The organism is Schumannella sp. 10F1B-5-1 (assembly GCF_006517535.1).
In the GTDB taxonomy this organism is placed as follows: domain Bacteria; phylum Actinomycetota; class Actinomycetes; order Actinomycetales; family Microbacteriaceae; genus Schumannella.
Genome location: NZ_VHQH01000036.1, coordinates 78,956 through 96,701 on the forward strand (window position 1 = coordinate 78,956; position 17,746 = coordinate 96,701).

The window sequence follows — 17,746 nt, forward strand, 5'->3', positions numbered from 1 at the left end:
CGTGCCGGGCACCGGCCGCGGCGCGCGGCTCGTCGCCCGCCTGGGCGCCTTCGGCGTCGTCGGCGCGATCGCGTTCGTCGTCGACGCGGGCCTGTTCAACCTGCTGAGGGCCACCGTGCTCGCCGATGAGGTCGTCGTCGCGAAGATCCTTGCGGCGACGGTCTCGATCGCGGTGGCCTGGATCGGGCACCGCACGCTCGTGTTCCGGCGACGGCGTCAGCAGCCGATCGGCCGCGAGCTGCTGCTGTTCGTGCTCGCGAACGTGGGCGGGCTGCTGATCGCCGCCGGCTGCCTCGGCATCTCGCACTACCTGCTCGGATTCCGCAGCGTGGTGGCCGACAACATCTCGGGCAACGTCATCGGGGTGGCTCTGGGCACCGCGTTCCGCTTCGCCTGCTACCAGCTGATCGTGTTCCGTTCCGGGCCCGAGGAGGAGACCGCCGACGGTCCCGTGGAGGGCGTCGCGCGCGACGCGGTCACGGGCGACGCCGCTCAGCCGAAGTCGCCGTCGGCGAAGCGCCGCGCGAACCCGCTCATAGGCGCATCCAGCACCTCGGCGAGCGACCCGGCCTGACTCACCCGACCCCCGTCGAGCACGACGGCGTCGGCGGCCAGCGCGACCGCGTCGGCGCGGCTGTGGGTGATCACGATCGCCGGGCCGGCGAAGCGCGCGAGATGGCCGGCGAGCTCGTCGCGCATGTCCACCCGCGTCTCGGCGTCGAGCGCCGCCAGAGGCTCGTCGAGCAGGAGCAGATCCGGCTCGCTCGCGAGCGCGCGCGCGACAGCGACCCGCTGCGCCTGGCCGCCCGAGACCTGATCGGGATGCCGGTCGGCCGCCTCGGCCAGGCCGACGCGGTCGAGCCAGTCGCGGGCCCGCGCGCGCGCCTCCCGCCGCCCTAGCCCTCGGGAGCGCGGCCCGAACGCCACGTTGTCGAGCACGGTCAGGTGCGGGAACAGCAGGTAGTCCTGGAACACCACGCCCACCCGGCGCTCGGCGATCGGCGTCTCCCGCCCGGTCGCGGCGTCGGCGAGCGTTCGGTCGCCGACGGCGACGCGGCCCGCGTCGAGAGGCAGGATGCCGGCGATCGCCTGCAGCAGGGTCGACTTGCCCACGCCGTTGGCGCCGAGCAGCGCGAGCGTGGTGCCGCCGGGCGCCGTCAGCCGCGCATCCACGGTGAAGGCGCCGCGGGAGGCGACGACCTGCGCCTCGAGCCCGCTCACGACGACAGCCCGGGGATCCAGCGGTCGCGCAGGCTCACCAGCACGACCAGCGACACGGCCATCAGCACCAGCGCGAGCGCGATCGCGGCGTCGGGATCGGTCTGCATCTGCAGGTAGGTGGCCAGCGGCAGCGTCTGCGTCACGCCCGGGAAGCTGCCCGCGAAGGTGACCGTGGCGCCGAACTCGCCGAGGGCGCGCGTGAAGCAGAGCAGCGCCCCGGCGCTGAGGCCGGGCCAGATCAGCGGCAGGGTCACGCGGCGCAGGATCGTGAGCGGGCGGGCGCCGAGTGTCGCCGCCGCGATCTCGACCCGGCGGTCGGAGGCGCCCAGCGCGCCCTCGACCGCGAGCACCAGGAACGGCATCGAGACGAAGACCTGCGCGATCACCACGGCCGTCGTGGTGAACGGGATCGTGATGCCGAACGCGGAGTCGAGCAGCGATCCGATGAGGCCGCGTCGCCCCAGCAGGAGGAGCAGGGCGACGCCGCCGACCACGGGCGGCAGCACCAGCGGCACGGTCACGAGGGCGCGCAGCAGTCGGCGCGGGATGACCGGCCAGCTGCGCGTGCGGCCGAGGGCCAGCGCCAGCGGCACTCCGAGCACGAGGCTGATGGCCGTCGACGTCGCCGCCGTCGCGATCGACAGGCCGAGCGACTGCACCACGTTCGTCTGCCCGAGCACGGCGGTGATGTCACCCCAGGGCGCGCGCACGATCAGAGCGACCAGAGGCAGCACCAGGAGAGCGAGCGCGATCGCGGCGGGAACCCAGATCGCGACCCCGCTCGCCCAGCGCGGCGCCCGTCGCTCAGGGGGCACCGAACCCCGCCTTCTTCAGGAGCTTCTGGCCCGCATCCGACAGCACCCAGTCGACGAAGGCCTGGCCCGCCTCGGGCGAGGGCGCGTCGGCGAGCAGCGCGATGGGGTAGTCGTTGACGGCGTCGGCCGCCTCATCGAAGGGCATGCCCGTCACGTCGCCGCCCGCCGACAGCACGTCGGTGCGATAGACGAGTCCCGCGTCCGCCTCGCCGAGGCGGACCTTGGTCAGCACGCCCTTGACGTCCTGCTCCAGGGTGTCGGGGGCGGCGGTGAGACCGGCGCTCTGGAACACCGTCGCGGCCGCGGCGCCGCACGGCACCTCCGGGGCGCAGAGCGCGATCGTGCGCTGCGGGTCGGCCAGGTCGGCGAGACCCTCGATGCCGGCGGGATTGCCCCGCGGCACCGCGATCTCGAGGGTGTTGGTGGCGAACACCGTCGGCTCGCCCTCCGCGCCGCCGCCGTCGACCACGGTCGTCATGGTCGCCGGGCTCGCGGCCGCGAACACGTCGGCGGGGGCGCCGCTCAGGATCTGCTCGGCCAGGGCCGAGCTGCCGCCGTAGGAGATCACGACGTCGACGCCGGGGTGCTGCTTCTCGAAGATCTTCTCGGCCTCGCCGAACACCTCGGTGAGCGACGCGGCCGCGAACACGGTCACGGTGCCGCTCAGCTCGTCGGCCGTCGACGACGGGGCTGACGACGACGTCGGGCCGGGGGAGGAGCAGGCGGCGAGCGCGAGGGCGGCGATACCGGCGATCAGAGCGGCGGATGCGGCGCGCGCGGCGCGGCACCCGCTCACGACTCGCTCCGGCGGGGCGTGTCGGGCAGTTCGACGGCCACGTTCGTCGCCTTGACCGTCGCCACGGCGAGGACGCCGGGCTGCAGCTCGAGCTCGTCGGCCGCCTCTCGGCTGATGAGCGAGACCATCCGGAACGGGCCGGCCTGCAGCTCGACCTGCGCCATCACGCCGTCGCGCACGACGCGCGTCACGATCCCGGTCACGCGGTTGCGGGTCGAGGCCCGAGCGGTCGGGAACACCGACGACAGCTCCGACGCCTCGCCCAGCTCGAGCGCGACCCGCGCCAGCTCGCGCCCATCCACGCTGAGCGGGCCCGAGTCGCCCCGCTCGATCGTGAGCCGACCGGAATCGCCCCAGCGCCGCACGGTGTCGTCGCTCACCCCCAGCACGGCGGCCGCCTCGCTGACCCGGTACCTCGTCGTCATGGAATCTCCGCATCCTCGTCGTGAGACTTCGAATCTAGCCGTGGATGCGGCGCCTGGCCCGCTCCGTCCGGACCCTGTCACAATTGCGCCATGCGCAGGGTCGACGGTCTCGACGATCTCGACGATCTCGTCGGTCTCGTCGCCGAGCCGGGTGACGTCGACGCGCGATTCGCCCGCCAGCTGGCTCTGCCCGGGTTCGAGCTCGAGACGCAGCGGGCGCTGCAGCGAGCGCGGGTGCTCGTGATCGGCGCCGGCGGCCTCGGCAGCTCGGTGCTGCCGGCACTGGCGGCGCTCGGCGTCGGCACGATCGGCATCGTCGACGACGACACCGTCGAGACGAGCAATCTGCCGCGGCAGACGATCCACACGCCGCACGACGTCGGGCGCCTCAAGACGACCTCGGCGGCCGAGAAGCTGCGGATGCTGTCGCCGACGACACGGGTGGTCGAGCATCCGGTGCGGTTGACGGCGCACGATGCCGCCGCGCTGGTCGGCGACTACGACCTGCTCGTCGACGGCAGCGACAACTTCCCGACCCGCTATCTCGCGAACGACATCGCCGCGCTGCTCGGCATCCCGCTGGTCTGGGGCTCGGTGAGCCGCTTCGGCGGGCAGGTGTCGGCGGTCGCCCCGGGATCGCCGGACTACCGCGACCTGTTCCCGACGCCGCCGCCGCCGGGGTCGGTGCGCAGCTGCGCCGAGGACGGCGTGTACCCGCCGGCCTGTGCGATGACCGCGGCGCTCATGGTGGCCGAGGTGGTCAAGCTGCTCGGCGGCCCGGGTGAGCCGCTGCTCGGCCGCGTCGCCATCGTCGACGCGCTCACCGCGCGCCTGAGCGAGGTGCGCTTCGTCCGGGCGCCGGAGCGCGAGCCGGTCACGGCCCTGGTCGACTACGAGCTGCTGTGCGGCCTGCCGAGTGCGAGCGAGGAGGTCACGGCGGCGGCGCTGCGCGAGGAGCTCGACGGCCCCGAGGCCCCCGCCCTCCTCGACGTGCGCGAGCCCTGGGAGGTCGACCTGGTCGCCCTGCCGGGGGCGATCGCCCTGCCGCTCGCTCGTCTCGACGAGCTCGCCGAGTCAGACGAGTCGGGCATCGGCCCGGATGACCGACTCGTGATCTACTGCCACCACGGCGTCCGATCCGCCGCGGCCCTCACCCGGCTGCGCGAGCGCGGATTCACCCGGGTGCGGCATCTGCGCGGCGGGATCGACGCCTGGGCGACCGAGGTCGACCCGAGCATGCGGAGGTACTGATGACCGAGACGGCACCGGCTGTCGCGTGGCCGGCGACGCACCTCGGTCGCGTCCCCGCGCTCGTCGAGCACGCGGCGCTGCTGCGGCGCGTCATCGAGCCCGCGCTGCCCGACGAGGTCGAGACGCTGCCGCTCGAGGCCGCGCTGCACCGCACCACCGCGACGACCGTGACCTCGCCGGTCGACCTGCCGCTGTTCCGCAACTCGCAGATGGACGGATTCGCCGTGCGCGCGGCCGACCTGGGCGGGGCCCCGGTGATGCTGCCGGTCGCCGGTGTCGTCGCGGCGGCGGCCGGCGAACCGGACCCGCTGGCGCCGGGCACCGCCGTGCGCATCATGACGGGCGCGGTCGTGCCCGAGGGGGCGGATGCCGTCGTGCCGGTCGAGCGCGTCGAGACGAGCGACGGTCGGGTCTCCTTCGCCGCCGCCGTCGCGCCGGGCACCTTCGTCCGCGACCGCGGCAGCGACGTGCGCGCGGGGGACACGCTGCTCCCCGCCGGTCTCCACCTGCAGGCGCGCCACCTCGGCGCCCTCGCCGCGGCGGGCGTGACCGAGGTGACCGTGCGCCGGCGGCCGCGCATCGCGGTGCTCACCACCGGCTCCGAGCTGATCGACGTCGCGGCCGTGCCGCGTCCTGGCGAGGTCCACGACGCGAACGCCGTCGCGCTCGCCGCGGCGATCGTCGCCGTGGGCGCCGAGGTCGTGCTGCGCGCCCGAGTGATCGACGACGTGGCGGCGTTCGACGCTCAGCTCGACGCCGCGCTCGCCGCGGCCGACCTGGTGATCGCCTCGGGCGGCATCTCGCAGGGCGATTTCGAGGTCGTGCGTGAGGCGCTCGAGCCGCGGGGCGCCTGGGTCGGCACGGTCGCGATGCAGCCGGGCGGCCCCCAGTCCGTCGCTGTGCTCGACGGCGTGCCGGTCGTCGGATTCCCGGGCAACCCCGTGAGCACGCAGCTGTCGTTCGAAGTGTTCGTCGCCCCGCTGCTGCGCGAGCACGCGGGGATGCCGGCGGCGGTGCGCGAGGTGCGCCGCCTGGCGGACGCCATCGAGTCGCCGCGCGGTCGGCAGCAGCTGCTGCGCGCGCGGCTCGTCGACGACGACGGCGTCGCGCCGGTCTCGGGCCCGGGCTCGCACCTCGTGGCGGGTCTCGCCGCGGCGGATGCGCTGATCGATGTGCCGGCGGAGGTCACCGCCCTGCCGGCCGGAACCGAGGTCGAGGTGGTGCGCCTGTGAGCGGACTCAGTCATCTGGATGCCGACGGGCGGGCGCGCATGGTCGACGTCGGAGCCAAGCCGGTCACGGCCCGCGAGGCGGTCGCCTCGGGACGGCTTCTGACCACCCCCGAGGTGATCGCCCTGGTGCGCGCCGACGGACTGCCGAAGGCCGACGTGCTCGCGACCGCCCGCCTCGCCGGCATCGGCGGGGCCAAGCGCACGAGCGAGCTCATCCCGCTCTGCCATCCGCTGCCGCTCGATTCGGTGTCGGTCGACTTCGAGCTCGACGACAGCGGCATCCGGATCACGGCGACGGCCCGCGTGACGGCGCGCACGGGCGTCGAGATGGAGGCGCTCACGGCCGTCGCCGTCGCCGGCCTGACCCTGCACGACATGATCAAGGCGGTCGACCCGGCGGCGACGCTGACCGAGGTGCGCCTCGAGAGCAAGTCGGGCGGGCGGCACGGCGAGTGGATGCGCGGCGCCGCGGTCGGCCGCGGCGAGCCGTCGACCGGGGGCGGCCACGCTGCCGTGTCGGTGGACGCCGCCGCGACGGACGTCGCCCAGATCCGCACGGCCGTCGTCATCGTGGCGTCGACGCGCGCCGCGGCGGGCGAGGCTGACGACCGAACGGGCCCGCTCCTCGTCGACTGGCTGCGCTCGCGCGGCTTCGATGTCGCTCCGCCGCGGGTGGTCGCCGACGCCGAGGTGGCCGCGGCGGTCGACGCGGCGCTCGCCGCACGCCCGCGCGTGCTCATCACGACCGGGGGCACCGGGCTCGGCCCCGGCGATCAGACCCCCGACGTGGTGCGCTCGCGGCTGCGACGCGAGCTGCCGGGCGTGATCGAGGCGGTGCGCGGCCGCGGGCTCGCGAGCACGCCGACGGCGGCGCTGTCGCGCGGCGTCGCCGGGGTCTCCGAGGCCGGGACCGTCGTCGTGACCCTGCCGGGGTCGACCGGCGGGGTGCGCGACGGCATCGCCGTGCTCGACGGCCTGCTCGACCACCTGCTGCAGCAGCTCGCCGGTCACGCCGACCATGGCTGAGCCGGGCAGCGGCATCACCCGCGATCCGATCGACGTCGCCGAGCTCGAGTCGGCCGTGGCGGCGTCGACCGCGGGTGCCGTCGTGACGTTCCGCGGCGTCGTGCGCGACCACGACGACGGACGCGCCGTGACCGCGCTGGAGTACGAGGCGCATCCGGATGCGGCCGCTTATCTCGAGCGCGCCTGCGCGACGATCGCCGAGCGCGGCGGCCTGCGCGTCGTCGCCGTGCACCGCATCGGCGAGCTCGGCGTGGGCGACGTGGCCCTCGTCGCCTGCGTGGCGTCGGCGCACCGCGCCGAGGCATTCGCGGCCTGCTCCGACCTGGTCGACCTGATCAAGCAGACCGTGCCGATCTGGAAGCGCCAGACCTTCACCGACGGGCGTTCGGAGTGGGTCGGGCTCTGACCGGATGCGCCGGAGGGACCGGAAGCGCCGGCGTCGCGGTCAGTCCCGGGTGAACAGGTACACGTCGGTGCGACTGAAGTGCTCGGTCTGCGCGAGCGCGAAGCCGGCCTCCGCGAACACGGTGAACTTCTCGTCCTGCGTGAGCGAGTGGTTGCTGACGACGTACCAGACCGAGCGGTAGCCGTCGAGCGAGTCGGGTGTCAGGCGCGTGTTCTTCTGCCAGAGCCCCCGCGGCGGCCCGGCGGCATTGATGTCGTCGAGCCCGGCGAACGACGCCGGATAGCTCTGAGCGATCACGCGCGACGTCGACGTCGGGTGCTCGCGCAGACCGCCCCAGACCACGCCGGCCTGTGCGTCGACGGGCGTTCCCGGACTCGTCGACTCCTCGGAGGCTAGCTCGCGGCTCTCGCTCTCGACGTAGGCGGCGACCTGGCTCCAGTCGCTGTGCTGCTTCGCCTCGGGCATCCGCTGGGCGACCCAGGGCGGAGCCGCGAGAGCGAGCACCGCGAGCAGAGCGACGATGCGCACCGCCCGCCGGGGGAGCGCGTCGATCGCGACCGCGATCAGGATCGCGAGCGCCGGCAGCGAGAACGTCAGGTAGCGCGGCGAGTAGAGCGGGGTGATGACGACCGTGGCGACGAGCAGCGCGAGGGTCGGCACGACGAGCGTCGCGAGCGTCATCGCGACCAGCACCGGTCGGGCGCGATGAGCGCGCAGCAGCAGCGCGATGCCGACGACCGCGGCCAGCCCGCCGATGAGGGCGAACGGCGCCGCCTTGGGGAAGAACTGCGTGACCAGCACCGCGTGCGGAGTCGTCGCATCCAGCGGGTGGATCCAGCCCACCTGCCCCTTCTGGCTCTCAGCGACCACCAGCAGGGGAGCCGTCGCGAGCAGCACGGCGGCGGTCACGAGCGCGAACGGCGCGGCACGGCGCGGCGCGAGCCGGCGCGCCGCGAGCAGCGTCACGACCGCGACGGCCTGGGCGGCGAGCAGCAGCACGAGGTAGAGGTAGAGCACGATCGAGAGGCCGGTCACGACCGCGAAGGCGGTCCAGAGCACGCGTCGCCCCGCCTCCGCACGCCCGGACTCGATCGCGAGCACCAGCAGCAGCGTCGACAGCGTCGCGAGCGCCAGCCCGAGGGCGTAGCTGCGACCCTCGCCGCCCGCCCAGCTGAACCGCGGGATCGCGATCAGCACCACGGCGGTGATGACCGCGAGCCGCCGCGTCGCCAGCCGCTCGACGAGCAGCACCGTCAGCGCCACGGCGACCCCGGCGGCCAGGATGCTCGGCACCCGCAGCGCGACGGCCGAGTAGCCGACCAGGTCGAACCACTGGTGCATCAGCCAGTAGTAGAGGGCGTGCACGACGTCGACCCGGCTGACCAGCACGCCGAGCGCATCCACGTCGCGGGTCGTCGCCGTGACAGTCGCGCCCTCGTCGTACCAGAGCGACGGGACCCACGAGAAGGCGCCCGTCACGACGGCCGCGATCAAGCCGAGCAGCGACGCGAGCTGCCAGGAGCGCAGCGGGCGCCGGGGCGCGAGGGGCGCCGGCGACCGGTCGAGGCCGGTGCGCTCGTCGAGGGCGGTCACGGTGCCGCCTCCAGCGTCGACGTCGGTGCCGACCCCGGTGCCGGCGCGAGGGTCGGCGACGCGCGACGACGTCGGCGGATCAGCCACGCGGCGATCAGCACGACCGCGGCGATCGCGAGCGCGACCCGGCTGACGGTCAGCGAGGGGATCAGCGAGCGCGCACTGAGCGCCAGCACGACGGCGAACCACTCCCACCGTCGGCTCAGCGCGATGAACGGCACGAGCAGCAGCGCGTACCAGGCGTAGCGCGGGCTCACGATCAGCAGGGTCATGCCGACGAGCACGACCTGGGTCATCCACGGCCGCGTCGGGTCGGTGCGCAGCACGCAGAGCACCGCGACGCCGGCGAGGATCACGGCCGCGACCGGCAGCGTCCAGGACCCCGGCAGCACGAGCGACAGGAGAGCGAACCGCGAGCCGTCTTCGTAGCCCTCCTCCTTCAGATAGCCGGGCAGATAGCCGAGCACCTGCGGACCCGAGGCGATGACGGCGGGGATGTAGACGGCGCCGAAGGTCAGCACGGCGGCCACGATCACGGCGACGGGACGCCGGCGGATCAGCGGCGGCGCCACGATGACCGGGATGAGCTTGGTCGCGATCGACGCCCCGAGCGCGATGCCGCCCCAGACGCGGTGGCCGCGACTGATGAGCAGCGTGCCGAGCACGGCGAGGGCCGCGCCGAGCACGTCGACGTGCGCGTTGTTCACGGCGTCGGTCGCCACCAGCGGGCACCAGCCCCAGAGGGCCGCCCAGCGCGCATCCATGCCCCGACGGCGCAGCGCCGCGATCAGCCCGGCCGTGACCCCGAGCGAGAGCACGAGACCGCCGATCTGCATCGGCAGGTACTCGGCCTCGGGCGGCACGAACAGTCGCACCACCACGAAGTAGGCCTCGGCGACGGGCGGGTAGATCGTCAGCACGGTCGGGCGGTTGAGCGCCGTGCACAGCGGATCGCCGTCGTCGACACTGCGCACGCCGTCGTAGCGGTAGCCCGGGCAGGAGATCTCGCCGTCGGCGCCGCTGCCGACCGAGGTGGGTGCGGGGAACAGCCACTCGGGGCGCAGATCGTCGAGCGCGTCGGAGGCCGGTGGATGGTCGTAGGGCGAGATCCCCGCCTTCTGCACGATGCCGTCCCAGGCGTAGCGGGCGGAGTCGTTGCTCGTATTCGGGGGAGCGAGGAGTCCCGCCGCGCCGATCAGCGCCGACCCCGCCAGCACCACCGCCGCGACGGCGCGTGCCGGCACCCGGCGCAGCGCCAGCACGGCGAGGGCGAAGAGCACCCAGGCGACAGCGATCCAGGTCGTCAGGGCGGGCCTCTCGCCCGCGCGCATGGTCGTGAACATGAGGGTCGACCAGCCGATCGCCGCGGCCGTGACCGCGGCGAGCACGACCGCGACCGCTGCTCTCACCCCTCGATCCTCGCTGGTGGGGGTGTGGCGCCGGGCCCCGCACGGGGCTCTGTCTGCGAACCGTAATGTTTCGCTCTGCGCTCCGGCCGTCGTCCGTGGTGCACTGAGTGCATGGCGGATCTGACCACGCGCGTCTCCGACCGGCTCGAGCCGGTCTTCGCGCGGCTGCGGCGCACCGCCTCCGATCCCGTCAAGTCGACGCGCACCGCGGTCGTCATCGGCCGCCTGCTCGGCGCCGCGTTCACGATCTGCTTCCTGACCGGGGTGTTCAGCCACATCCTGCAGGACTACCCGTACTGGATCACCGCGCCGCGACCCGTGAGCATCTACCGCATCACCCAGGGCGCCCATGTGATCAGCGGGATCGCCTCGATCCCGCTGCTGCTCGCGAAGCTCTGGACGGTCTTCCCCCGCCTGTTCGAATGGCCGCCGTTCCGCTCGGTCGCGGGCATCCTGGAGCGGCTGTCGATCGCGGTGCTGATCACGGCCTCGCTGGTCGAGGTCGCGATCGGTCTGCTCAACATCTTCCAGGTCTACGTGTTCCCGTTCCCGTTCCGGCAGACGCACTTCGCGCTCGGCTGGGTGGTCTTCGGCAGCCTCGCGATCCACATCGCCGTGAAGCTGCCGCTCATCGCGCGCTACTGGCGCAGCGGGCCCCGCGATCGACCGCAGGCCGGCACGGTGATCTCGCGCCGCGGCTTCGTCGGCGTGGTCGGGGTCTCGGTGGGGGCGGTCACGCTGACGACCGCGGGTCAGACGATCGACGCGCTCAAGCCCTTCGACGTGCTCGCGCCGCGCAAGCAGAACATCGGCCCGCAGGGACTGCCCGTCAATAAAACCGCGATGCAGGCCGGGGTGATCGCGCAGGCGAAGTCGCCCGCCTGGGAGCTCGAGGTCGTGGTCGACGGCGTGAGTCATCACCTCGATCTGGATGCGCTGCGTGCGCTGCCGCAGACCACCGCCGACCTGCCGATCGCCTGCGTCGAGGGCTGGAGCCAGTCGGCTCAGTGGCGCGGCGTGCGCATGCGCGACCTGCTCGAGGCGGTCGGCGCCCCGGCCGCGAGCGACCTGCGCGTACGCAGCCTGCAGCGCAGCGGGGTGACCAGCCGCATGGAGATGCCGGCCGCCTATTCCGCCGACCCGCTCACCCTGGTGGCGCTCGAGCTCAACGGCGACGTGCTCGACATCGATCACGGCTACCCGGCGCGCATCATCGCGCCGGGCCGTCCGGGCGCTCTGCAGACGAAATGGCTCGCCACGATCGAGGTCGTGCGATGAGCGGCCGCCCCGCGATCGGCCTGCTGGCCCGGATGCGCGCACTCCCGCTGTTCGCCGAGTCGCCGATCTCCGGTCCCTACCGCGTCGCGCGTCTCGTGCTGCTGGTCGGGGGCGTGGCGATCTGCGTCGTGGGAGCGATCATCCTGCTGAACGACGTCGCGCCGAAGCGCTACCCGGGGCTCGCCGTGTGGCTCGTGGTGGCCGTGCTGCTGCACGACGCGGTGCTGGCTCCGCTGCTCGTCGCCGCGGGCCTCGGCCTGCTGCGGGCGCGCGACCGGCTGCGCATCAGCGCTCGCGCGGCCGCGGTCGTGCAGGGGGCTGTGGTCGTCGCCGGAGTGCTCACCGCGGTCGGCATCCCGGGCCTGCTCGCCAATCAGCGCGGCAGCGCGAACCCGACGATCGCGACGACGCCCTATCTGCTCTCGCTCGCCGTGATCTGGACCCTGGCGGTCGTGGCGATCGCGGTCGCGCTCGTCGTGCCGAGGCTGTCGGCGCGCCGCGCTCGCAGAAAGTAGCGCCCGCTCGTCTCCCACTCGTCGTCGAGCTGCAGCCCGACCTCGAGCACGAGCTCCCGCAGCGCGATCCGGCCGACGCGCGACCACGGGAACGGGCCGCTCTCGCGGCCGTCGTCGTCGACCGCGATGAACACGGCCGTCTCGAGCAGATCGGGCTGGCTCTCCGCCTCGACGACGAGCGAGCCGCCCTCGGCCAGCAGCTCGCGGCAGCGGGCGAGCAGCAGGCGGGGGTCGCCGCCGATGCCGACGTTGCCGTCCATGAGCAGGATCGTGCCCCAGCCGCCCTCGAGCGGCAGGCGCTCGAAGACCGAGCGGCGCAGCGCCGGCGTGCCGTCGGCCGAGGTCATCGCCACGGCGTCGTCGGAGACGTCGATGCCGAGCGCGGCGACGGAGCGATCCGCCGCGGCGCGCACCATCCGCCCCGGTCCGCAGCCGATGTCGAGCAGCGGAGCGCGGGCGTGATCCAGGGCGGAGAGGTCGGCATCCGTGGCGAGGCCGAGCCAGCGCGCGGCGTCGATGCTGATCTCGGGGCCGTCGCCGTCGATGCGGCGCAGCACGAGCGGCCCGGCGGCCTCCGCGCCGAGCAGGCCGCGGTACGGCTCGTCGCCTCCCGTGCCGAAGGTGCCGCTCACGCCGGCACCGCCCGGGCGGCCGCCGCCGTGGTCAGGTGCGGGTGGGCATCCCGAACCGCCGTGAGGTCGTCGATCGTGTCGATGTCGCGCAGCGCGGGCAGGTCGACGACGTCGCAGCCGGCCTCGACGAGGCGACGGCGCTGCACGGCGCCGGTGTCGTCGCGCGACATCGGCACGCCGCGGATCAGGTCGCCGCGACGGCGGCCGGGCGCGGCGGCCGTCAGACCGAGCGCCCAGAACCCCCCGTCGAGCGCGGGGCCGAACCACGCCGTGACCCGTGACCCGGCCGCTGTCGCGACGCCGTCGAAGAACGGCGCGACGGCGGCGGCCGTGATCTGCGGCGTGTCCATCCCGACGAGCAGCAGGGGCCCGTCGACCGCGTCGAAGAGCGCGCCGAGGCGTTCGTCCAGGCCGCCCGAGGGCTGGGGCAGCACCTCGAAGCCGTCGCGCACCGCGTCGGCGGCGTGGCCTTCGAAGAAAAGAACCCGGCGATCGGCGGGCAGCGCTCGCACGACCTGGAGGGTGTCGTGCAGACTTGCGGCGGCCACGTCGGCGGCCTGCTCGAGCGAGAGCGGCGGATGCAGCCGGGTCTTCACGAGGCCGGGCCGGCACTCCTTGGCGATCACGGCCACGGTCACCGGCGTCGCGACGACGCCGGTCATCGGGCGAGCTCCGACAGGATGCGCGACATGTCCAGGATCGCGGTGGCCGTGCCCCGCACGGTGCCCGTGACCTTCGAGCGGCCGACGCGGCGGGTGTAGCCGACCTCGGTCTCGGCGATGCGCCAGCCGGCCGCGTTCGCGCGCAGCACCATCTCGAGCGGGTAGCCGCTGCGGCGATCGCGCAGACCCAGCTGCTGCAGCGGCTCGGTGCGGGCCATGCGCAGCGGGCCGAGATCGTGGATGCGGGTGCCGGTGATGCGCGACAGGCGCCGGGCGAGGTAGCGGTTCGCCATCCGCACGTGCAGCGGCCAGTCGCTCCGGCCAGCGCGGGCGCGGTGGCCGAGCACGAGATCGGCCGTGCCGGCGTCGATCAGCTCGGCCATCGGCTGCAGCTCGGCGGGGTCGAGCGAGGCGTCGGCGTCGCAGAACGCGACCAGCGGCGCGGTCGCCGCCATCAGTCCGGCGTGGGCCGCGCTGCCGAAGCCGCGTCGCGGCTCGGACACGACCAGAGCGCCCGCGGCGGCGGCGACCTCGGCCGAGCGGTCGGTCGAGCCGTTGTCGACGACGATGCCGCGGTATCCCTCGGGCAGGCGCGCGAGCACGCCGGGCAGTGCCGCCTCCTCGTTCAGGCACGGGAACACGACGTCGACGCGTGCGGTGGACACCATGCTCCGACCGTACTGGCGACCCCGGGGGCGGGGCCGGGCAGAAGTGTTACGGAACGCGGACGAGTTGCGCGGTCGCGGCTGCGGCTCCGGATGAGGCTCCGGATGCGGCACGGCCCGTCGAGGCTGGACGTCCGCCTCGCTCGAGCTCGACGCGCGCCCCCGTCGCTTAGCCTCAGCCTGTGGACCTCGACGCGCCGACCGACGCCCGTCTGCGCGATCGCCGGGTGCTCGTCGTCGAAGACCAGCCCGAGCTCGCGGAGGTCGCCGTCGGCTACCTGCGTCGCGCCGGGCTCGTCGTCGACCACGCGGCCGACGGGTTCGCCGCGCTGGCGACGGTGACCCGCATCCGGCCCGACCTCGTCGTGCTCGACCGCATGATGCCCGGCGTCGACGGACTCGAGGTGTGCCGGCGGCTGCGCGCCGACCCCGCGACGGCGAGCATCCCGGTGCTCATGCTCACCGCGATGAGCGACGAGCAGTCGCGCATCGACGGGCTGGAGGCCGGCGCCGACGACTACCTGGCCAAGCCCTACGCACCGCGCGAGCTCGTGCTGCGATCGCTCGCGATCCTGCGCCGCACGGTCGCCGAGTTCGCCCCGGAGACCGTGATCGAGCTCGGCGGCTTCCGGCTCGACCCCACGGCGCGCAGCGTCGAGCTCGACGGCGAGCAGCTCGATCTGACCGGCCGCGAGTTCGACCTGCTGGAGTTCTTCCTGAAGCGACCGAACCAGGTCTTCCGACGCGACGAACTCCTCCGTGTCGTCTGGGGCTGGACTCACGGCGATCTCTCGACCGTGACGGTGCACGTGCGCCGACTGCGGGAGAAGATCGAACGAGACCCCCACTCCGTCCGACATCTGGCCACCGTCTGGGGCGTTGGCTATCGATTCGAGATCACGGAGGCCACAGGTGGGGTCGAATGACGGCTACGCGACACTGGCATGGACCCTCACGGCGCTCGCGGCGCTGCTGGGACTCACGGCGGCGCTGATCGCCGCGCGTCTCGGCGCGCAGAGAACCACGTTGGCCCGACAGCTCGCCACCGTCACCGCGCGCCTCGACGCCGAGCGCGACGAGCGGGCCCGCGACGAGCGGGTCGCCGCCTCGCGGCGTGAGCTCGCGGCGTTCCTCGCCCACGATCTGCGCGATCCGCTCAGTGGCATCGTCGCGATGAGCTCCGCGCTCGCCGACGGTGTCGCCGACGATCCGCAGCGCTTCCACCACCGCATCCAGGCGCTCTCGCTGCAGCTGTCGGGTATGGTCGACGACCTGTTCGAGCTGAGCAAGATCGAGTCGGGCACGCTCGCGCTGCAGCTGCGTCCGGTGTCGCTCGTCGACGTGGTCAGCGCGGCCGTGCACGATCACCGCTCGCGCGCCGACGGGCGCGAGATCCGGCTCCGCGTGCCGCGCGGCAGCGATCTGATGGTGCTCGCCGACGGTCGCGAGCTGGGCCGCGCCGTATCGAACCTGCTGCTCAACGCGATCCAGCACAGCCCGCCCGACGCGCCCGTGACGGTCAGCGCCGACGTGCTCGATGGTCGCCCGGTGATCTCGGTCGTCGACTCGGGCTCGGGCATCGCCGACGACGAGATCGCGCGCGTCTTCGAGACCGGATGGCGCGGAGCCGCCGCCGCTGCGTCGCCGGTCGGCGCGGGCGCGTCGAGCGGGGGAGCGGGGCTCGGTCTCGCGATCGTGCGCGGCATCGCCCAGGCGCATCGGGGCGACATCAGCGTGCGCAACGTGCCCGGGGGATGCCGGTTCGAGTTCCGTCTGCCGACCGACAGCGCGCTGACGGCCGCCTGAGGCGCTGGTCAGCGCCGGGCGGCGCACTCGCCGGCGCGGATCCGGCGGCGCCCGCGCGGATGCGCCTCAGTCGCCGCGCAGCGGCGCCGTGGCGAACTCGGCCATGCCGGCGTCGAGCTCGACGCGGGCACGCCAGCCGAGCTCCTCGGCGGCGCGCTGCGACGATGCGGTGATGTGCCGCACGTCGCCGATGCGGTACTCCCCGGTGACGACGGGCTCCTCGCCGCCGGCGTGGCGTGCCAGCAGCCGCGCCATCTCGAGGATGGTCGTGACCCGGCCGCTGCCCACGTTGAACGCGCGCACCGCGCCCTCCGACTGAGTGTCGACCCAGTCGAGCGCCGCGACGTTCGCGTCGGCGACGTCGGCGACGTGCACGAAGTCGCGGCGCTGTCCGCCGTCTTCGAAGACCCGCGGCGCCTCGCCGCGGGCGATGGCCGAGCGGAACAGCGACGCGACGCCGGCGTAGGGCGTGTTCTTCGGCATCCGCGGACCGTAGACGTTGTGGTACCGCAGAGCGGCCACGCGCCCGCCCGTCTCGCGCGCCCACGCGGCGCTGAGGTGCTCTTGCGCGAGCTTGGTCGCGGCGTAGACGTTGCGCGGATCGAGCGCGGCGTCCTCGCCGAGCAGCTCGGGCGCGAGCACCGCTCCGGTCGCCGGATCTCGCGGATCGAAGACGCCGGCGTCGAGGTCGTCGCGTCGTCGCGGCGCCGGCCGCACCGGTCCCTCGGCGCCCGAGTAGGCGCCCTCGCCGTAGACGACCATCGACGAGGCGAGCACCAGTCGCGGTACGTGGGCGCGGGCCATCGCGGCGAGCAGCTCGGCGGTGCCGAGGTCGTTCGACGCCACGTAGTCGGGGGCGTCGCCGATCTCCTTGCCCAGGCCGACCTTCGCGGCCTGATGGCAGACCGCATCCACGCCCGCGAGTGCGCGATCGAGCAGCGCCGCGTCGCCCACCGAGCCCACGAGCAGCTCGACGCCGTCGCGGCGCTCGACCGCGGCGCCGGCGTGCACGTCGTCGCGCAGCGAGTCCAGGATGCGCACCTCGTGGCCGCGCGCGAGGGCCGCGGTCACGACGTGCGAGCCGATGAAGCCGGCGCCGCCGGTGATCAGGAGCCGCATCACGCTTCGCTTCGCGCCGCGTCCGCTGCAGCGGCCACCGGCCGCGCCAGAACCCGCTGAACGGCCTCGGCGGCGATGAGCTGCCGCGGCGCGTAGTCGGCGGGGATCGCGGCGGCGACGCCGACGATGATCTCGCGGATGCGCGGCAGGGCCTCGGCGAGGCGCTGGAACACGAGCTCGGCCGTCGCGGAGTCCGGATCGCCGGCCGCGTCGCCGGCGTCGGTGTCGGTCACGATCGCCAGGGTCGCCGTGCCGATGCCCAGCTCGGCCGCCAGCGCGACCTCCGGCGAGAGCGTCATGTTGAGCAGGTGCGCCCCGTCGCCGCGATATCGCGCCGACTCGGCGCGGGTCGAGAAGCGCGGCCCCGGGATGACGCCGACGGTCGCCGTGGGCACGGCCTCCGGCGCCGCCGCGATCATGAGCTCGCGCAGCACCGGATCGAAGGGGTCGGCGAAGGGCAGGTGCTGCACGTCGCCCGCGTCGTAGAACGTGTCGGCGCGGCCGTGCGTGTAGTCGAGGATCTGGTCGAGCACGGCGAGCGTGCGCGGCGGGTACTGGGCGTTCACCGACCCGACCGCGGCGGTCGAGATGATCGCGGTGACGCCGAGCGAGGCGAGGGCCCAGATGTTGGCGCGCGCCTCGATCAGGTGCGGCGCGACCGCGTGCCCGGCTCCATGCCGCGGCAGGAATGCGACCGGGCGGCCGCCGAGCTCGCCCACCGTGATGCGGGCGGGCGTCGCGCTGAACGGCGTCGGCACGTCGATCGTGCGCCCCGCATCCGCGTCGAAGAGCTCGTAGAGGCCGGAGCCGCCGATGATGCCGATGGTCGCCGCTGCCGTCATGTCTCGATCATGGTGCACGGCGCGGCCGGGATGCTCCGCCGCGAGCGGGCGGTC

At 74.1% G+C, this 17,746-nt stretch carries 20 protein-coding genes; 9 read left to right on the forward strand and 11 right to left on the reverse strand.

The features are described from left to right. The first annotated feature begins 1 nt into the window (after position 1). Positions 2-574 carry a GtrA family protein gene (locus tag FJ658_RS05965; protein ID WP_255447595.1) on the forward strand — a complete coding sequence of 191 codons (573 nt, stop codon included), beginning with the start codon at positions 2-4 and terminating at the stop codon, positions 572-574. Here the strand turns inward: FJ658_RS05965 and FJ658_RS05970 are convergent. Genes FJ658_RS05970 through FJ658_RS05985 form a run of 4 tightly spaced genes read right to left on the reverse strand, consistent with a single transcriptional unit; the run spans position 493 to position 3,257 of the window. Further along, positions 493-1,221: an ATP-binding cassette domain-containing protein gene (locus FJ658_RS05970; protein ID WP_219995722.1), complete on the reverse strand. Its 729-nt coding sequence runs from the start codon at positions 1,219-1,221 to the stop codon at positions 493-495. The genes FJ658_RS05965 and FJ658_RS05970 overlap by 82 nt on opposite strands. Beyond that, positions 1,218-2,036: an ABC transporter permease gene (locus FJ658_RS05975; protein ID WP_141144464.1), complete on the reverse strand. Its 819-nt coding sequence runs from the start codon at positions 2,034-2,036 to the stop codon at positions 1,218-1,220. The genes FJ658_RS05970 and FJ658_RS05975 overlap by 4 nt, the downstream gene beginning before the upstream one ends. Further along, a complete protein-coding gene (gene modA / locus FJ658_RS05980) occupies positions 2,026-2,832 on the reverse strand; it encodes a molybdate ABC transporter substrate-binding protein (protein ID WP_181408343.1) in 807 nt (268 codons plus the stop codon). Before modA ends, FJ658_RS05975 begins: the two co-directional genes overlap by 11 nt. Continuing rightward, entirely contained in the window at positions 2,829-3,257 is a 429-nt protein-coding gene (locus tag FJ658_RS05985) for a molybdopterin-binding protein (protein WP_141144465.1), read from the reverse strand. Before FJ658_RS05985 ends, modA begins: the two co-directional genes overlap by 4 nt. A gap of 90 nt (positions 3,258-3,347) precedes the next feature. Between FJ658_RS05985 and FJ658_RS05990 the strand changes: the two genes are divergently transcribed. Genes FJ658_RS05990 through FJ658_RS06005 form a run of 4 tightly spaced genes read left to right on the forward strand, consistent with a single transcriptional unit; the run spans position 3,348 to position 7,171 of the window. Continuing rightward, a complete protein-coding gene (locus FJ658_RS05990) occupies positions 3,348-4,508 on the forward strand; it encodes a ThiF family adenylyltransferase (RefSeq protein ID WP_141144466.1) in 1,161 nt (386 codons plus the stop codon). Then, positions 4,508-5,740: a gephyrin-like molybdotransferase Glp gene (gene glp / locus FJ658_RS05995; RefSeq protein WP_141144467.1), complete on the forward strand. Its 1,233-nt coding sequence runs from the start codon at positions 4,508-4,510 to the stop codon at positions 5,738-5,740. Before FJ658_RS05990 ends, glp begins: the two co-directional genes overlap by 1 nt. After that, positions 5,737-6,765, forward strand: a complete 1,029-nt coding sequence (gene moaCB, locus FJ658_RS06000; RefSeq protein WP_141144468.1) for a bifunctional molybdenum cofactor biosynthesis protein MoaC/MoaB — start codon at positions 5,737-5,739, stop codon at positions 6,763-6,765. The genes glp and moaCB overlap by 4 nt, the downstream gene beginning before the upstream one ends. After that, positions 6,758-7,171: a molybdenum cofactor biosynthesis protein MoaE gene (locus tag FJ658_RS06005; protein ID WP_141144469.1), complete on the forward strand. Its 414-nt coding sequence runs from the start codon at positions 6,758-6,760 to the stop codon at positions 7,169-7,171. Before moaCB ends, FJ658_RS06005 begins: the two co-directional genes overlap by 8 nt. Before the next feature lie 39 nt (positions 7,172-7,210). Here FJ658_RS06005 and FJ658_RS06010 read toward each other — a convergent pair whose 3' ends face one another. Beyond that, positions 7,211-8,851, reverse strand: coding sequence for a glycosyltransferase family 39 protein (locus FJ658_RS06010; protein WP_141144470.1), 1,641 nt, complete (start codon positions 8,849-8,851; stop codon positions 7,211-7,213). Further along, positions 8,761-10,173: a glycosyltransferase 87 family protein gene (locus tag FJ658_RS06015; RefSeq protein ID WP_141144471.1), complete on the reverse strand. Its 1,413-nt coding sequence runs from the start codon at positions 10,171-10,173 to the stop codon at positions 8,761-8,763. The genes FJ658_RS06010 and FJ658_RS06015 overlap by 91 nt, the downstream gene beginning before the upstream one ends. Before the next feature lie 111 nt (positions 10,174-10,284). Between FJ658_RS06015 and FJ658_RS06020 the strand changes: the two genes are divergently transcribed. Further along, positions 10,285-11,451: a molybdopterin-dependent oxidoreductase gene (locus tag FJ658_RS06020; protein WP_141144472.1), complete on the forward strand. Its 1,167-nt coding sequence runs from the start codon at positions 10,285-10,287 to the stop codon at positions 11,449-11,451. Then, complete coding sequence (locus FJ658_RS06025; RefSeq protein WP_141144473.1) at positions 11,448-11,966, forward strand: hypothetical protein; 519 nt, start codon at positions 11,448-11,450, stop codon at positions 11,964-11,966. The genes FJ658_RS06020 and FJ658_RS06025 overlap by 4 nt, the downstream gene beginning before the upstream one ends. On the opposite strand, the gene FJ658_RS06030 is transcribed toward FJ658_RS06025, so the two are convergent. Genes FJ658_RS06030 through FJ658_RS06040 form a run of 3 tightly spaced genes read right to left on the reverse strand, consistent with a single transcriptional unit; the run spans position 11,864 to position 13,928 of the window. After that, entirely contained in the window at positions 11,864-12,598 is a 735-nt protein-coding gene (locus FJ658_RS06030) for a bifunctional 2-polyprenyl-6-hydroxyphenol methylase/3-demethylubiquinol 3-O-methyltransferase UbiG (RefSeq protein WP_141144474.1), read from the reverse strand. The two genes, FJ658_RS06025 and FJ658_RS06030, sit on opposite strands and share 103 nt — an antisense overlap. Next, complete coding sequence (locus tag FJ658_RS06035; protein WP_141144475.1) at positions 12,595-13,260, reverse strand: DUF2064 domain-containing protein; 666 nt, start codon at positions 13,258-13,260, stop codon at positions 12,595-12,597. Before FJ658_RS06035 ends, FJ658_RS06030 begins: the two co-directional genes overlap by 4 nt. Beyond that, the gene (locus FJ658_RS06040; protein ID WP_141144476.1) at positions 13,257-13,928 is read right to left on the reverse strand and encodes a glycosyltransferase family 2 protein; all 672 of its coding nucleotides are present in this window, start codon (positions 13,926-13,928) and stop codon (positions 13,257-13,259) included. Before FJ658_RS06040 ends, FJ658_RS06035 begins: the two co-directional genes overlap by 4 nt. Positions 13,929-14,107: 179 nt before the next feature. Between FJ658_RS06040 and FJ658_RS06045 the strand changes: the two genes are divergently transcribed. Both FJ658_RS06045 and FJ658_RS06050 read left to right on the forward strand, forming a co-directional pair. Next, positions 14,108-14,851, forward strand: a complete 744-nt coding sequence (locus FJ658_RS06045; RefSeq protein WP_141144477.1) for a response regulator transcription factor — start codon at positions 14,108-14,110, stop codon at positions 14,849-14,851. Then, complete coding sequence (locus FJ658_RS06050) at positions 14,838-15,731, forward strand: sensor histidine kinase KdpD (RefSeq protein WP_141144478.1); 894 nt, start codon at positions 14,838-14,840, stop codon at positions 15,729-15,731. Before FJ658_RS06045 ends, FJ658_RS06050 begins: the two co-directional genes overlap by 14 nt. Positions 15,732-15,797: 66 nt before the next feature. Here FJ658_RS06050 and FJ658_RS06055 read toward each other — a convergent pair whose 3' ends face one another. Next, positions 15,798-16,850 carry an NAD(P)-dependent oxidoreductase gene (locus FJ658_RS06055; RefSeq protein ID WP_141144858.1) on the reverse strand — a complete coding sequence of 351 codons (1,053 nt, stop codon included), beginning with the start codon at positions 16,848-16,850 and terminating at the stop codon, positions 15,798-15,800. Continuing rightward, positions 16,850-17,692, reverse strand: a complete 843-nt coding sequence (locus FJ658_RS06060) for an MTAP family purine nucleoside phosphorylase (RefSeq protein ID WP_141144479.1) — start codon at positions 17,690-17,692, stop codon at positions 16,850-16,852. The genes FJ658_RS06055 and FJ658_RS06060 overlap by 1 nt, the downstream gene beginning before the upstream one ends. Positions 17,693-17,746 lie beyond the last annotated feature (54 nt).

Bases quoted from the DNA above. Each gene is read 5' to 3' on its own strand.
- FJ658_RS05985 (WP_141144465.1), bottom strand. From the start codon at position 3,257: ATGACGACGAGGTACCGGGTCAGCGAGGCGGCCGCCGTGCTGGGGGTG.
- FJ658_RS05990 (WP_141144466.1), top strand. From the start codon at position 3,348: ATGCGCAGGGTCGACGGTCTCGACGATCTCGACGATCTCGTCGGTCTC.
- glp (WP_141144467.1), top strand. From the start codon at position 4,508: ATGACCGAGACGGCACCGGCTGTCGCGTGGCCGGCGACGCACCTCGGT.
- FJ658_RS06005 (WP_141144469.1), top strand. From the start codon at position 6,758: ATGGCTGAGCCGGGCAGCGGCATCACCCGCGATCCGATCGACGTCGCC.
- FJ658_RS06020 (WP_141144472.1), top strand. From the start codon at position 10,285: ATGGCGGATCTGACCACGCGCGTCTCCGACCGGCTCGAGCCGGTCTTC.
- FJ658_RS06025 (WP_141144473.1), top strand. From the start codon at position 11,448: ATGAGCGGCCGCCCCGCGATCGGCCTGCTGGCCCGGATGCGCGCACTC.
- FJ658_RS06035 (WP_141144475.1), bottom strand. From the start codon at position 13,260: ATGACCGGCGTCGTCGCGACGCCGGTGACCGTGGCCGTGATCGCCAAG.
- FJ658_RS06040 (WP_141144476.1), bottom strand. From the start codon at position 13,928: ATGGTGTCCACCGCACGCGTCGACGTCGTGTTCCCGTGCCTGAACGAG.
- FJ658_RS06055 (WP_141144858.1), bottom strand. From the start codon at position 16,850: ATGCGGCTCCTGATCACCGGCGGCGCCGGCTTCATCGGCTCGCACGTC.
- FJ658_RS06060 (WP_141144479.1), bottom strand. From the start codon at position 17,692: ATGACGGCAGCGGCGACCATCGGCATCATCGGCGGCTCCGGCCTCTAC.